Origin of the sequence: Vreelandella sp. F11, from assembly GCF_042466685.1 — a bacterium.
Taxonomy (GTDB): Bacteria; Pseudomonadota; Gammaproteobacteria; order Pseudomonadales; family Halomonadaceae; genus Vreelandella.
The window spans coordinates 4253946-4267616 of the sequence record NZ_CP170448.1 but is presented as its reverse complement, the minus strand read 5'-3'; the positions used below and the strand labels follow the sequence as shown (position 1 = coordinate 4267616).

Genomic DNA, 13671 nt, shown 5'->3' with positions numbered 1-13671 from the left:
ATGCCATTCTTGGCGTTCACTTACTATGTGAACATGCCAATGGAAGAAGTCGCTCAGCCAAATCAGCCCGGACTTGTGGAGAAAGTCGCGAATTATTTACGTGAACATATCGTGATGGACCATTTTCAGCCTGGCCAACGTTTGCCTGAGCGAACTTTGGCGGTTGAACTTCAAGTATCGCGTACACCGTTACGGGAGGCGCTGAAAATTCTAGCTGCGGAAGGGCTGGTGGTGATATCGCCAAACCGGGGTGCCGTGGTGGCGGATGTAAGTCCCGCCGATATGAAAGAGAAAGCGTATGTCTTGAGTGTGCTTGAGCAGGCCGCAGCAGAGCTAACGTGCGCCAACGCCAGTGATGATGATATTGCGGAGTTGCAGGCGCTTCACTATGAGATGAAGGCTTCATTCTTACGACGTGACCGGCAGAACTATTTTCGCCTAAACCAAGATATCCACAACCGGATTGTGGCACTGTCGGGAAATGCGACGCTGATTGATATGCACGCCAACCTCAGCCGTCAGCTATATCGTGTCCGCTACCTTTCAAATCAAAAAAATGAAAAGTGGGCAACGGCGATGGAAGAGCACGAAGCTATTCTTGCTGCTTTGGAAGCGCGGGATGGTAAACGTGTGGGGCACGAGCTACGTAATCATCTGGGCAAGACGTGGGTTAAGTATGCTAATGGGGAACCGTTGGCTTAGCACTGTTCGCTATACAGTACGTTTATTCGTTGAGAGCCCTACTGATGAACTCCAAAAACCGGTAGTCGTTGGCATGGGCAATATTTATACGCATTGAGTTGGCATCGGTACTGTCGGGACGCAGTGAAAAAATAGCGCCTGGGGCAATAAAAATACCTTTCTCAGAGGCGCGTTTAGCCAGCTCAGTGGTGTTGATATGGGGTGGCAGTTTGGCCCATAAATAGTAGCCACCGCCGGGGCCAATCACATCATGAACGCCTATTTGTTCCAATACTCTTGCCGCCGTAGCACTAGCTTTAGCCACTCTCTCGCGCAGTTGTGCGAGGTGGCGTCGGTAGCGGCCTCTGGCTAATAGCTCATGCACGATCATCTCATTGAAAGTTGAAGTGTTTACGACAGTGAGCATCTTAATATCGACCAGGGCGCGAATGATCGATCTGCCTCCAGCGATATAGCCACAGCGCAAGCCGGTGGAGAGCGTTTTGGAAAAAGTGCCTACGTAAATAACTCTTTCTAATCCATCAAGTGCAGCTAGGTGGGCGCTGCCTTTGGGCAGAATGTCAGCGAACACGTCATCTTCTACTAGGGTGACACCATAGTGGTCGGCGAGCTTTAGCAGGCGATGCATATTACTCAGCGACATGGTGCTACCGGTAGGGTTATGGGCATTGGGTTGCAAGAAGAAAAGCCTAGGTCGGTACTGCTTGGCTTTTCTCTCAAACTCTTCTAGGTCGGGGCCATCGATCGTGCGTGGAACGCCCACCAGTTTCGCTTTAGCGAGACGAAGCTTTCCAAACAGTGGATAGTAGCCCGGTGTTTCAACCAGAACACTCTCTCCTGCGGCTACTAAGTGGCGAATGATTAAGTCGAAGGCATGATTAGCACCAAAGGTCATCATGACTTGATCCTGTGATGCGTGGATGGAGCGCCCGGCCAATGTCATGGCTAAACTCTCGCGCAGTGGAGAGTATCCCTGGGGCATGCCGTATTCGACATCGCTCATTTCATCAGGTAAGCCAGTTCGTCGCCTTATTAGACGCGTTAGCTCCGCTCCACCCATCCAGTTGGCAGGCGCTCGGCCGTCGCCCACGCGTACCGCAAAATTTCCTACTAACTGCTCGCGAAGAAGCGAAACGCTATCCACCGCCTCTGAAAGATCGTGAGTAGGCTCATCAATAGGTGATGGGCGAGGGCGAGAAACAAAAAAGCCTGCGCCCTGACGAGCGCTCAAATGGCCAAGTGCTACCAACTGGTCATAAGCATCAATCACGGTATTTTTCGATACGCCAAATTGTTTAGCGGCTTCTCTGATGGAAGCCACTCGGGTACCAGGCGAGAGGCGCCCCTCTTCAATGGCTTTTAGAAGAACGGTGGCTACCTGATTAGATTTTGACATGAATATCTCTCAATGGCGGTGGAACTGTACCTGTTATTTTATAGGTACAGTACTTCATACACTTTGCACCACTGTACCTTACTCAGCGCCTTGTCTTTCCACAAGCTAGGGCCAGCCTACTTGGGTATACAACACTAATAATGATCTCCACGGAGAATGGGCATGCCAAATAAAATAAATTCTTACCTAACTGTTTGGGACGATACGGTGACCGGCAGAGACCTGCTGCTTGCCTTAGTAATTTCCACTCCTCTCACACTAGGTGGTTTCATTCTTACCCCTGGGCCAGCGCCAATGCCTCTAATAGTGGGCTTATGCGGCGCCCTGCTGGGGTTTGTTATTAATGCGGTTTGTTTACGCCCGAAACGACGCCTCGACACTGATGGGGAGGCGTAATCATGGACGCTCTATTACTTCTGCAGATGTTAATGGCTGCCTTAATTGGTGTGGTGGTTTATACCGCGATTGGTGTGGCGCCAGGTACCGATGAGACCGCTGTACTTGCCCCGGTGACGTTAGCGCTGGTAGTGGCAGGTCTTCCCCTGCCAGTGGTATTGGCGTTCTTTATGGCTGCTATCGTAGCCAAAAAGCTTACCGACTCAATACCCGTTTCAGTGGCGGGGATACCCGGTGGTGTGATGTCAGCCCCCATGGTTGAGCACGCAATGATACTGAAGCGTGAAGGGCACGCCACGTTGGCAATTCGCAAAATGGCGTCGGGTTCGGTTATCGGCACCCTCGTTGCCATTCCCGTCAGCTTGCTACTGGCTTTCCTGCTAACACCCCTGGCGGATGTGCTAAGCCAGTACGCTAGCCAAATATTTTTTGTCGGCGCGATATTTCTGGCGTTAATGAGCCGCGAAAAAGTGATCAGCATAATCAGTATCGTGATCTTAGCTGCGCTGATACAGGCGCTGCGCCACTTCTACTGGGGAATGGGGGTAATCCCTGAAGGTCAGGTGGTATTCATTTCGTTCTTTCTGGGTATCACGATAGGGCCGATGATCTTCAATTTGGCACAGCTAACCGTGCGCGAAGAGCGTAAAAAAATGGCTACCGGTGAACCTAAAGCGATCAAAATCTATGCTGCCGATGATAGTGATGATAAGAGCCGCTTCCCTAACCCTTTTCGTATTTTGACCCGGCAAGAAGCTATTTCGGCAACCGCCAGCTCGGTGCTCGGTTCGGCCACTTTCTTTATGAGCCCGGTGGGAATCACCATTTTCCTGGGCGAAGTAATGTCCAGTTGGGTGAAGGGTACCGTCGAAAAAGCCAGTCGTGCGCTTTCTTCAATGGATGCGGTCACCAATGCCGCTTATATCGCAGGCATTCTGATTCCACTGGCGGCGTTAGGTATCCCCATGAGCCCCATGGCGATAGGGCCAGGTAACGCCTTCTTTAATGCGCCGCCAGTACTTACGCTGGAGCAGAATGCTCACCACTTAATGAGCTTTGGTGAAATCGCTGTTGCCAGCATTTTGGGCGCTGGGGTGGCGCTGTTGATTACGTATCCCATCGCTGTTCGCTATGCCCGGCACATTTGCGTGTTTGTTTTTCAGCGTATTCCTCATGAGGCCTTCCTGGCGATGTTCTTCTCGCTGGTCGTGCTGTTGGCTTATATGGATGCAGGTGTAATGGGCATTCTGGGAGTCGCGGTGTTAGCACTTGTGGCGGGGCTACTAAACCGCTGGGGCGTGAACTATGGGGTGCAGTTTATGACTCTTTATGCCGCCCCTTGGCTAATGGGCTGGTTGGCTTGAACACTCCCTTTTTAAGTGACGCTACACCAATATTTTATTCATTGTAGGTAACGGTTATGACAATAAATTCATCGCGGATTCCAGGATTTTACCAACTATCACCACGTGAGCGGTTGCGTAAAGTGGCCGCTTTAAGTGGCTTAGATGCGACAGGGGAAGCCCATTTGGCAGACACCGGTAACCTGCCAGCAGAAACAGCCGATAGCATGATCGAGAATGTTATCGGCACTTTAAACATACCGATTGGCGTTGCCACTAATTTAATGATTGATGGTGAAGAGCCGCTGGTGCCCATGGCAACCGAAGAGTCATCGGTGGTCGCTGCCGTATGTAATGCGGCGCGGCAGTGTCGTGCATCAGGTGGCTTTTATACGGATACCTCTTCCCCGATTATGATTGCTCAGGTTCAGTTACTAGGTGTCGCTAATCCTGATTTTGCCCGTCTGCGTTTATTAGAAGCCCGCGACGAGATTAAACGTATTTGTGATGCGACAGATCCGGTGCTGTTAGAGCACGGTGGTGGTTTCCAGGATATAGAGGTGCGCGTTCTTGAAGACATGGTCATTGTGCATCTACTGGTGGATGTGCGCGATGCCATGGGTGCCAATGCGGTGAACTCGATGGCTGAAGCGGTAGCGCCGTCGTTAGCAGCGTGGTCGGGAGGCGAGAGTCGTTTGCGCATTTTGTCCAACCTGGCTGACCGTCGTTTGGCAAGAGTCAGAGCGACCTGGCATCTTGACCAAATAGGCGGGGAGTCGGTGCGCGACGGTATATTGGCGGCTTACCGCTTTGCAGACTTAGATCCCTATAGAGCAGCTACTCATAATAAAGGGGTGATGAACGGCGTGAGTGCGGTGGTGTTGGCGACGGGTAATGATACTCGCGCAGTAGAAGCAGGGGCTCATGCCTATGCAGCTCGTACCGGACGCTACCGTTCACTTACCCACTGGGAGGCAGATCACGATGGAAACCTCACGGGTGCCCTTGAGATGCCCATGCCAGTGGGATTAATCGGCGGCGCCACTCGAGCGCACCCTACTGCACGACGGTGTCTTGAAATTCTAGGTGTGAGCAGCGCTGATCGCTTAGCGCGAATCATTGTCGCCGTTGGTTTAGCGCAGAACTTTGCAGCGTTAAAAGCGTTAGCCACGACAGGGATTCAAAAAGGGCATATGGCGCTCCACGCTAAAAATATCGCCTTGATGGCAGGAGCAGAAGGGGCAGAAGTTGGCCTGGTAGCCGAAGCACTTGTGAAGCAGGGTAGCGTGCGTGTTGATCTAGCGCAGGTGGAGTTAGCGAAGCTACGATATAAACCTGAATAAAACGGCTTGAATCCACAGCGCGAGCACTGCCAAGCTTTACTCATTAGAAGACGAAGGCTCTGGCCGAGTAGCCAGCCAAACGGCAATCAGCATTAGTAGAGCGATCACGCCCCAGCGTGTCCAGCCGGGGCCGAGTGACCAGCCGGTAATCAGCGCACTCAACGCGATCATGCTAACGGCGGCCAGCTTGGCACGCCGGGGGATGGCACGCTCCTGCTCCCAGGTGACCAGCAGCGGGCCGACATAGTGGCGGGAGCGAATCCAGGCCTCAAAGCGCGGCGAGCCTTTGGAGGCGCAGTAAACCGCCATCAGCATAAACACAGTGGTGGGCAGCAGAGGCAGAAAAATGCCCAGTACACCGATGCTAAAACTAACTCCTGCCAGCACCACCCACATGAGGCGGATCAGTCTCATTCCTGCTCCTAAATTGGCGACCTGTGCAAATGACAACGTGCTGCATGGATTAAGTATGAACACATTGAGGCGCGCCGTCAGCAGTGGTGACCTAGCATGAAGGTCACTTTAGATCGCCATTAAGGCGCCACGATTTCGGCGATATCGACCCCCAAGCGTTCGCTGGCCAATGCGGCCCCGCTAGTCAGCCATCCAATCAGCAGCGCTGCCAGCGAGCGTCGTATCAGGCGGGATGCTTTCATGCCACCGCCTCTTGCTCGCCGAGTTCATCCAGCAACTGCCGCCAGTCCCGGCGCTCAGCGCGGCCTTCCTGGCGCTCTGCATAAAGCTGTAGCACCAGCGAGCCTTGGGCATCGAAGGCCTCAATGCTGGTCACGCCGCCGTCGCGGTTGGGCTTGCTGACTTGCCAAACCTGGTCAATTGCGGCGTCATCAAGGTGCAGAGTGAAATGCTCGCCAAACAGGTTCAGCCAACCACGGGCGCGCTGTGGAGCGGGCAGTGTGCCGGTATGAATCTGCACGCAGCCGGGACTGGCGACAAACAGCATCAGCGGCAGCCCGCGCTGGCTGGCTTGCTGAAGCACCATCTCCAGTGCGTGCGTAGGTAACGCCTGGGTATAGCGGCCTTCCATTAGTTGGTTGGCCTCAATGCGCTCCAGGCGGTGGCGCTGGAGAAGGGCAAAGAACTGGTGCACATCGCGCATCGCGGCCCACTCGCTGGTAAGGGAAGGTATTTCGGGGAGTGGGCGCTTGAGACGGGGCATGCTCTGGGTAAACGCCGGCGTGTCCCGCGTTCCCAAGGCTGCCAGTGCGCCCCAAGGGCGCGGCAGCGGGTTTTCCAGAGCAAAGCATTTATGCACGGCGCAGCCATGCTGGTTAAATATCTGCAGGCTCCAGCGCCACTTCGGCTCTTCTGCGTTGCTGGAAGGTACAGGGTCGCGGATCAAGCAGGCCCAGTGCCAGTGGGTGTAGAGCAAGCGTAGATCCAGGCCGCCGGGGTTGAGCAGCAAGCCAGTTTGCGGCCCGCCGCTGAGTTCAGGATAATCGCCGGTCTGTTCCAGCACGGCCAGCCGGGAGCGGGTCAACGCCTTCACCCGTCCCAACTGGGGCAGGTAGGCGGCAAGCTCGTTGGGCGTAAGCGGCAGCGTCAATACATCGCGGCCCAAACGAGCGGCTTGGAGTTCACCTTCACTGATCGCTAAGCGTTCGGCAATCTCAATGGCAGGAAGGCGTGGCTTTGCGGCGCGCGCCGCGTCAAGGGCTTCGATAATGGCGATCTGTTGGGAGGAAGTCATGACGCACCTCTTTTATGGTTCACTGGCTGGGTGCGATGGGCTACCTGGCTGGCGTTGCTGTATAAATCTTTAAATGAATCAGGGCTTGAAGTGTTAACAGCGTTAAGCGTTGAGGATTAGCTTGCCGCTTTTAGTGCGGCGCAACACATAGCGGCGCTGTTCATGGTGAATCACCAGTTGGCCTGAGCTACCAAGCAATTCGCTGCTATCTACTTCGCGGGGCGCTGAGGCTGACGTATCCCTCTGGGGCGTATCCCCCTGGCGAGTGCCCTTATCGGCGAGCTGCATGAGAGGATAACTCCTGTGTTAATGATAACTATTAGCGTTAATTTAGCAGAGTTGCCGGTATCTCTCAATAGGATTTGGGGAGTTGGGGCGCCTAGCCCAATGTTCTTCATCTAAATGCAGCCACGTCGTCATCGTGTTGTCATTTAGCTTCTTTAGTGTCTCCTAACGTTCAATTGTTGGCCTACAAACGATCAGGGGGAGACCACAATGAGTAAAGAGATCGAAGATCATCGCCTGTTTAACCACAGCGGCAATCAACCTTTCGCGGAAGTATTGGCGCACCATGTATCCCGGCGCGATGTGATGCGCGGTGGTTTGAGCATGGCGGCTGCCTCGATGCTTAGCTTTGGCGGTGCTGCTCAAGCGCTTGCCTCCAGCGGAGCCCAAAAAACACCCCTGACACTGGCGTTTGAGGCGGTTCAAGGATCACTTACTGATGCTGTGGTGGTGCCAGAAGGTTACGTGGCCCAAGTCCTGGTGCCCTGGGGGACGCCGTTAAGCGCTGGCGACAGTTGGCAGCCTGACCAGCCAATGACCGCCGAGCGCCAAGCCTCGAGTGTGGGCATGCACCACGACGGCATGGCCGGTTTTGCCCTGGATACCGACAACGCCTCACGGCGTTTTGTGCTGGCGCTCAACAATGAGTATATCGACCAGTCGGCACTCTGGGCGCCCCAGGGCGGCCCCACCAATGCGGATGAGGGCCAGCGTCCGGCCGAGGAGTCACGCACCGAAATCAATGCTCACGGTGTCACCCTTGTCGAGGTGGAAAAAGACGCCAGCGGCCAATGGGCGCATGTGCCGGGCTCCCTCTATAACCGCCGCTTTACCAGCGCAACGGAAATGGATCTGGCTGGCCCCGTGGCGGGCAGTGACTACGTCAAAACGCGCTTTTCGCCTGAGGGTACCCAAACCCGTGGTACCAACAATAACTGCGGTAACGGGGTAACGCCCTGGGGCACTTATATAGCCTGTGAAGAGAACTGGCCCGATATCTTTGTGAACCGCGGCGAACGCTTCCAGGACGATGCGCGGATTGGTATTCCCACCGATAAAAGCCGCTATGGTTGGGATACTTCGGCAGGTGATGCCTCAGAACAGAATGACGAATTTGCTCGCTTCGATATTACCCCGCGCGGCGAGCGTGCCGAAGATGATTATCGTAACGAAGCACGCACGTTCGGCTACCAGGTGGAAGTGGATCCCTATAGTGATGCATTGGCGGTTAAGCGTACGGCACTCGGCCGTTTCCGCCATGAAGGGTGTTGGTTAGGGAAGCTGGAAGCCGGTCAGCCAGTGGTTTACTACTCGGGGCACGATGCCCGCAACGAGTATGTATACAAATACGTCTCCGACGCTGCCTGGGATTCCGCCGATGCCAACCGCCCCGGTGAAGCGTACGATCGTCTTGCCATTGGCAACAAATATTTGGATAACGGCACCCTCTATGTGGCCCGTTTCCATGCTGACGGCAGCGGCGAATGGCTGCCGCTAACGCCTAGCACCCAAACGCGCGATGGTCGCACACTGGCGGCGGCGTTGGGGCTAGCCGACGACGATGCGGCAGGTATCATCATCAACACCTGTGATGCAGCAGATTTGTTGGGTGCCACGCCAATGGATCGTCCTGAGTGGGCTTCCGTCGATCCTGCATCCGGTGAGGTGTATCTCACCCTCACCAATAACACACAGCGTACCGCTGAAGAGACAGCCCCAACCTACACTAATGACGGTGAGCACCTGGAACAAGCAGGTGTTGGTTACGATTTAGCGCCCACCAATGCCGCCAACCCTCGCGCCAATAACGAAGCGGGGCATATTATTCGCTGGCGGGAAAGCCGGCTGCCCAATGCCTTTACTTGGGAAGTGTTTGTGTTTGGTGCTGCCGCTGATGATACAGATAATCACTCGGGCTTGACCGAAATGAACCAGTTTGCCAGCCCAGATGGGCTTTGGTTTGACGAGCGCGATGATGGTCAGGGCATTCTTTGGATTCAGACCGATAACGGCTACGAAGGCATCACGGAGTACACCAACGACCAGTTGCTTGCAGTAGTCCCCAATGGGCTGGACGATATCCAGGGAACCGGCCCGGTGGTCAACAGCAGCAACCAGCAACAGCTTAAGCGCTTTGCGGTGGGGCCGAACGGCTGCGAAGTGACAGGTATCTTTGCCACGCCGGATAAAACCGCGCTGTTCATTAATATTCAGCACCCAGGTAACTGGCCAGCGGATGATAACGCACTGGTACAAGACGCCACCGTTGCCGCTAGCGGCCAAGTCCGCCCGCGGGCATCGACTGTGGTGATTCAGAAGCGTGACGGTGGGCCGGTAGGCGTTTAAAAGCCAGGCTTTAACACCAGGCTTAAATACGCAGTAGCAAGCCTATACAAGCGTCGAACCTCTCCCAGGTTCGACGCTTTTTTTGATGCTAGCGTTGCGGTACATGGCATTTTTTCTGCCGAGCCTTTAACGCCTGAATGGCATCGACCTTTAGTGGCAGCTGGTTGGCCCAGAGAATATCTTCGCGGCAATGTCCAATATCCTGCAACACCTGTTCGTCGTAAGCCAGGAGCGGCAAGATATGGCGTCGAAATAGCCGCCGACGCTGGTAGCGCCACCAACGCATATCGACCGCTCTAATCAGCCCCATTGGCGGCATGGCAGGCATGTAAAACTGCAATTGTGGCGGCTTGGGCGGCGGCGCCAACTGGCTGGCCTTTTCCCAGGCGTTATGGGCATGTTGGGTAGGATTTTCGAACTTCATCGCGCACCTCCATCGTCACCTCCGCTTTACACTAAGCGGTGCCTACCCACCGACTGGGCAGGTGTGAACTGTGATTAATAAGTAGGAGGGTCGCGACCTCTGGTTATCAGCTTGGTGCTTTACCTTGGATCAATCAAACGAAAAGAACTACACTGTGGGTTAAGATTTTCTGAAAGGTGGGTGTGATGAATCAACTCTCTACCATAGCGCCCAGCCGGGCCGCCTTGCCGCTACTGGATAGCGAGGTACTGCGCACCTTTGTGACGATTGCTGAGAGCGGCAGCTTTACCCGCGCCGCCCAGCAGCTGTTTCGCACTCCTTCCGCCCTGAGCATGCAGATCAAACGCCTGGAAGAGATCCTCGGCCAAACGCTGTTTGTGCGCGAGGCGCGGCATGTCCGCCTGACGGCCGAGGGGGAAGTGCTGTTGGGCTATGGTCGTCGGCTGCTTAAACTCAACGCGGAAGCCGTGACCCAGTTTTTAGTCCCTACCATAGAGGGGCGCGTGGGGCTGGGGATAACCGACGACGTGGTGGGGCGTATCCTGCCCACTGTATTGGCTCAATTTGCCCGCTCGCACCCGGCGGTGCAGGTTGATGTCGAGGTGGGGCGCAGCAAAGACCTGCTCGCCAGGTTGGACGAGGGTGAGCTTGATCTAGCCCTGGTGATGGCTGGAGGGCCTGGTCAGGCGGCGCGGGGGGAGATTGTCCACAACGAACCGCTGGTGTGGGCGGGCCGTGAGGATGGCGTTGCTGTGCAGCGAACGCCACTGCCTGTGACCCTGGCCCAGCAGGGGTGTGCGTGGCGTCGAATTACCCTCAATGCCCTTGATCAAGCGGGGATTGCATACCGAATTGCCTACTCCTGCGACCACTGTGCCGGGCAGGAGGCCGCCATGTTGGCCGACTTGGCCGTGACGGCTTTCCCCAAAAGCTTGGTTCGCCCGCCACTCAAGCGCCTCCATAACGAATCGCTGCCCCCATTAGGCGATTACCAAGTGGCACTGGTAAAGCGCCCAGGCAGTGGTGATGCCAGCGAGGTGTTGGCCGAGCGGGTGATCGAAGCATTTCGGGAGGGATGAGGTGCAATCTATTAGTGGCAAATAGGGTAGCTAACCCTCCATCAAAGTGCGCAACGGAAGCTGCTCTTTATTGATAGGCGTCTTGATAACGATATAGCTGAAGTACTTTTCAATGCCGATTTCGTCTTCAATAAGTGCCTCCATCACGCCTTGATAATGGGCAATACTGCGCGCTATAAAGCGCAGTAAATAGTCATAGCCGCCACTAATAAGGTGGCACTCCATCACTTCATCAACCTGGCGAATTTTCTGTTCAAAGCGCAGAAAATCTTCCCGGTGGTGATCCGACAGGGTGACCTCTGTAAAAACGGTCACGCTCTCCATCATTTTCGATAGATTGAGGCGGGCTTGAAACGAAGTGATATAGCCAGCGGCTTCTAGTCGCTTGACGCGCTGTAGGCAGGGACTGGGCGATAGCCCGACAGCATCGGCCAAATGGACATTGGTCATTCTGCCATCTGCTTGTAGCTGAACAAGAATATTGATGTCGATACGGTCAAGACGGACGCTAGCCACCATGCAAAGTCCTTTGCTTGTTAGGGGGGGCGTTAGACAACGCCCCGTTGATTTGAACTCATACCTTTGTCTAAAGCAATTCGCCGCGTAGAGCAAGCTGATGCTGATAAATAAAATCGCTGAGTGAGACACACGACGGGCTATGGGGCTGATCCGCTTTGGCATTTCGAGTGATAAGGCAGTGCCCCCCCCGACTACTCTTCGCAGCTGGGCCTGCCGTTAGGAGCAGAACCTCTCTTTCTGCCTCCATCTCCCGAAGTTTGGCTCGCGCAGCCACAAAGCTGCCGGTGGTGAGCCGCTCATTCGCTGAAAGGCCTATGCGCTGGTTAAACGTAAAGAACTCCTGCTCATTGAGGGACGTCACGACTCTGAGTTGATAGAACTTGCGCAGATAGTGGATAGCCCCAGGGGCATCTTCATAAAGTGAGCCAAAGCCAAGTGAGCTGGCAAACTCAATCCCTTCTTGCCAATCCACCTCCAGCCCCCAGCGGTTGGCCAGGGCGCGATAGACAGTACAGTGAGCCGAAACTGCGCCCATCTGCTCATCCGTGAGTTCATGCAGCGCCTGTACATAGTCTGCTAATACCTGCTCCTGTGAGGGAGGTGTTGGCAGCATCGCTAAAAGTGGCGATAGGCCCCGCGCAATATCTCTATCGCGATCGATCAGCACGCCATGGGCATCCATGCATAGCGTCGTATAGTCGGTCAATTGCATGACGTCCTGCTCTCCTGGCATCGGCGATGAATTAGTGAGTGGTGTTCGATAAGGCGTTGTCCAACATCGCCACTGCTTCGTCGATGTGTTCGTCGCTGGTATTCAGTGGTGCCAGGAAGCGAATGACATTGCGATGAACACCGCACTTGATCACCAGCAAGCCCGCTGCACGGCAGTGATCGATGACCTGTTGCACCAGGGCAGCGTCTTCAGGTGTGGCCCGCGGGCCGTTGAGAAGCTCGATGGCAAGCATGGGGCCTTGCCCGCGTACTTCGGCAATCAAAGGGTGCTTGGCCTGCAACTGGCGCAATCCTGTTTCCAGGCGTTTGCCCATGGCGATACCACGTTCAAGCAGTTGCTCATCGGCAAAAATATTCAGCACCGCCAGTGCCGCCGCACAGCTAAGCGCGCTGCCGCCATAGGTGCCGCCGAGCCCGCCCGGCGCGGGAGCTTGCATCATCTCGGTACGTCCAACCACGCCCGAGATCGGCAAGCCTCCGCCCAGGCTCTTAGCGACAGTGACCAGGTCTGGCTGGATATGGCTGTGTTCAAAACCAAACATCTTGCCCGTGCGCCCGAAGCCGGTCTGAATTTCATCGGCGATGAGCACAATGCCGTGGCGTTCGGTCAAGGCGCGAAGGGCCTGCATAAACTCGACCGGCGCAGGCAGGAAGCCACCATCACCCTGCACCGGCTCGATCAGGATAGCGGCGACCTGCTCGGGAACGACTTCCGTGGCGAACAGCGTATCCAGCTCGGCAAGGACGTCCTCACTGCTGACGCCACGCAGCGCATCCGGGTAGCTCACGTGGTGGACAGCGGGGGCAAAGGGGCCAAAATTTTGTCGATAGGGCTGGCTCATGCCAGTGAGCGTGGTGCCCAACAGTGTGCGTCCATGAAAGCCGCCGCGAAAGGCAATCACGTTGGGGCGGCCCGTGTGGGAACGGGCAATTTTGATGGCGTTCTCCACCGCTTCAGCACCGGAGGTAAAGAGCACGCTTTGGTAGGCGTTGCCATCGCCGACCAACTGGGCCAGCTTGTTCGCGAGTTCTATATAACCAGGGTAAGCAGCCACCTGGAAACTCATATGGGAAATACGTTCCACCTGGGCCTGAACCGCCGCCACCACCCGCGGGTGATTGTGACCGACATTGAGCACGCCGATACCCCCCACAAAATCCAAATAGCGATTGCCGTCGACGTCATAGGCTTCGCTGCCGCGGGCATGAGAAATGACAATAGGGTGGGCGTTCACCACACCGCGGGGAATGCACTGCTCGCGCTGGCTTAGCATGGCGTGGGAAGGGTGGGCGTCGGTCTTCATCTGCGGGCTCCTTAAACATATTCACGGTTATAGTCACTATGTTCATGTTGTGGTGTGTTGGCGCCGCTTTTAGATAGAACGAGAGAACGAGCGC

14 protein-coding genes are annotated in these 13671 nt (G+C 55.4%); 5 read left to right on the top strand and 9 right to left on the bottom strand.

Going from position 1 to position 13671, the window contains the following annotated elements:
- On the top strand, nt 1-702 hold the full coding sequence (locus tag ACFIOZ_RS19525) for a GntR family transcriptional regulator (protein ID WP_386080600.1): 702 nt from the start codon (nt 1-3) through the stop codon (nt 700-702).
- Nucleotides 703-724: 22 nt separating this feature from the next.
- On the opposite strand, the gene ACFIOZ_RS19520 is transcribed toward ACFIOZ_RS19525, so the two are convergent.
- Nucleotides 725-2098 carry a PLP-dependent aminotransferase family protein gene (locus tag ACFIOZ_RS19520; RefSeq protein ID WP_386080598.1) on the bottom strand — a complete coding sequence of 458 codons (1374 nt, stop codon included), beginning with the start codon at nt 2096-2098 and terminating at the stop codon, nt 725-727.
- A 398-nt stretch (nt 2099-2496) separates the two neighbouring features.
- Between ACFIOZ_RS19520 and ACFIOZ_RS19515 the strand changes: the two genes are divergently transcribed.
- Together ACFIOZ_RS19515 and ACFIOZ_RS19510 are read left to right on the top strand one after the other, a co-directional pair.
- On the top strand, nt 2497-3858 hold the full coding sequence (locus ACFIOZ_RS19515) for a tripartite tricarboxylate transporter permease (protein ID WP_386080596.1): 1362 nt from the start codon (nt 2497-2499) through the stop codon (nt 3856-3858).
- A 56-nt stretch (nt 3859-3914) separates the two neighbouring features.
- Complete coding sequence (locus ACFIOZ_RS19510) at nt 3915-5180, top strand: hydroxymethylglutaryl-CoA reductase, degradative (RefSeq protein WP_386080595.1); 1266 nt, start codon at nt 3915-3917, stop codon at nt 5178-5180.
- A 36-nt stretch (nt 5181-5216) separates the two neighbouring features.
- Here the strand turns inward: ACFIOZ_RS19510 and ACFIOZ_RS19505 are convergent, their stop codons facing one another.
- The 4 genes from ACFIOZ_RS19505 to hemP form a co-directional block, all read right to left on the bottom strand.
- Nucleotides 5217-5594, bottom strand: coding sequence for a YbaN family protein (locus ACFIOZ_RS19505; protein ID WP_386080593.1), 378 nt, complete (start codon nt 5592-5594; stop codon nt 5217-5219).
- Between the two features lie 119 nt (nt 5595-5713).
- Nucleotides 5714-5836 (bottom strand): hypothetical protein, encoded by a 123-nt coding sequence (locus ACFIOZ_RS19500; RefSeq protein WP_386080592.1) that lies wholly within the window; start codon nt 5834-5836, stop codon nt 5714-5716.
- The gene (locus ACFIOZ_RS19495) at nt 5833-6888 is read right to left on the bottom strand and encodes a ChuX/HutX family heme-like substrate-binding protein (protein WP_386080590.1); all 1056 of its coding nucleotides are present in this window, start codon (nt 6886-6888) and stop codon (nt 5833-5835) included. Before ACFIOZ_RS19495 ends, ACFIOZ_RS19500 begins: the two co-directional genes overlap by 4 nt.
- 102 nt (nt 6889-6990) lie before the next feature.
- Nucleotides 6991-7176, bottom strand: a complete 186-nt coding sequence (gene hemP, locus ACFIOZ_RS19490) for a hemin uptake protein HemP (RefSeq protein WP_386080589.1) — start codon at nt 7174-7176, stop codon at nt 6991-6993.
- Between the two features lie 207 nt (nt 7177-7383).
- Between hemP and ACFIOZ_RS19485 the strand changes: the two genes are divergently transcribed.
- A complete protein-coding gene (locus ACFIOZ_RS19485) occupies nt 7384-9519 on the top strand; it encodes a PhoX family protein (protein WP_386080587.1) in 2136 nt (711 codons plus the stop codon).
- Between the two features lie 88 nt (nt 9520-9607).
- Here the strand turns inward: ACFIOZ_RS19485 and ACFIOZ_RS19480 are convergent, their stop codons facing one another.
- Nucleotides 9608-9943 (bottom strand): hypothetical protein, encoded by a 336-nt coding sequence (locus ACFIOZ_RS19480; protein ID WP_386080586.1) that lies wholly within the window; start codon nt 9941-9943, stop codon nt 9608-9610.
- Between the two features lie 185 nt (nt 9944-10128).
- Here ACFIOZ_RS19480 and ACFIOZ_RS19475 point away from each other — a divergent pair, with 185 nt between their 5' ends.
- Nucleotides 10129-11022 (top strand): LysR substrate-binding domain-containing protein, encoded by an 894-nt coding sequence (locus ACFIOZ_RS19475; RefSeq protein ID WP_386080585.1) that lies wholly within the window; start codon nt 10129-10131, stop codon nt 11020-11022.
- Between the two features lie 30 nt (nt 11023-11052).
- On the opposite strand, the gene ACFIOZ_RS19470 is transcribed toward ACFIOZ_RS19475, so the two are convergent.
- The 3 genes from ACFIOZ_RS19470 to gabT form a co-directional block, all read right to left on the bottom strand.
- Nucleotides 11053-11541, bottom strand: coding sequence for an Lrp/AsnC family transcriptional regulator (locus ACFIOZ_RS19470; protein WP_386080583.1), 489 nt, complete (start codon nt 11539-11541; stop codon nt 11053-11055).
- A 67-nt stretch (nt 11542-11608) separates the two neighbouring features.
- The gene (locus ACFIOZ_RS19465) at nt 11609-12253 is read right to left on the bottom strand and encodes a hypothetical protein (RefSeq protein ID WP_386080581.1); all 645 of its coding nucleotides are present in this window, start codon (nt 12251-12253) and stop codon (nt 11609-11611) included.
- Nucleotides 12254-12284: 31 nt separating this feature from the next.
- Entirely contained in the window at nt 12285-13577 is a 1293-nt protein-coding gene (gene gabT / locus ACFIOZ_RS19460) for a 4-aminobutyrate--2-oxoglutarate transaminase (RefSeq protein WP_386080579.1), read from the bottom strand.
- Nucleotides 13578-13671: the final 94 nt, after the last annotated feature.